Origin of the sequence: Mameliella sp. LZ-28, assembly GCF_012274245.1 — a bacterium.
Lineage (GTDB): Bacteria > Pseudomonadota > Alphaproteobacteria > Rhodobacterales > Rhodobacteraceae > Antarctobacter > Antarctobacter albus.
This window is the reverse complement of record NZ_JAANYX010000028.1, coordinates 1-833: the sequence shown is the minus strand read 5'-3', so window position 1 is coordinate 833 and position 833 is coordinate 1. Positions and strand designations below refer to the sequence as shown.

The following is an 833-nucleotide window of genomic DNA, read 5'->3' as shown; positions in this document are numbered from 1 at the left end:
CCGCGCAGCAGCGCGCCGATGTTGTCGCCGGCTTCGCCGCGGTCCAGCAGCTTGCGGAACATTTCAACGCCCGTGCAGGTCGTCTTCGAGGTGTCGCGGATGCCCACGATCTCGATTTCGTCGCCGACGTTGATCACGCCACGCTCGACACGGCCGGTCACAACCGTACCACGACCCGAGATCGAGAACACGTCTTCGATCGGCATCAGGAAGGGCTGGTCGACGGCACGTTCCGGCTGCGGGATGTATTCATCCACGGCGGCCATCAGTTCCTTGATCTTCTCTTCGCCGATTTCCGGGTCACGGCCTTCGAGAGCGGCCAGCGCCGAACCTGCCACGATCGGAACATCGTCGCCCGGGAAGTCGTACTCGGACAGCAGTTCGCGGACTTCCATTTCCACGAGTTCCAGCAGCTCCTCGTCGTCCACCTGGTCGACCTTGTTCAGGAACACGACCATCGCCGGGATGCCGACCTGGCGGCCCAGCAGGATGTGCTCACGCGTCTGCGGCATCGGGCCGTCAGCGGCGTTCACCACCAGGATCGCGCCGTCCATCTGCGCGGCACCGGTGATCATGTTCTTGACGTAGTCGGCGTGGCCGGGGCAGTCGACGTGCGCGTAGTGGCGGTTGTCGGTCTCGTATTCCACGTGCGCGGTCGAGATGGTGATCCCGCGGGCCTTCTCTTCGGGCGCGCCGTCGATCTGGTCATACGCCTTGAAGTCGCCGAAGTACTTCGTGATCGCCGCAGTCAGCGTCGTCTTGCCGTGGTCAACGTGCCCGATCGTGCCGATGTTGCAGTGCGGCTTGCCGCGTTCAAACTTTTCCTTTGCCAT

The 833-nt window shown here is 63.5% G+C and carries 1 protein-coding gene; it reads right to left on the bottom strand.

Annotated features, from left to right (window positions below; genetic code table 11):
* Nucleotides 1-833 (bottom strand): elongation factor Tu (gene tuf, locus G9Q80_RS15275; RefSeq protein WP_168246496.1); only part of this gene is annotated, 833 nt, incomplete at both ends.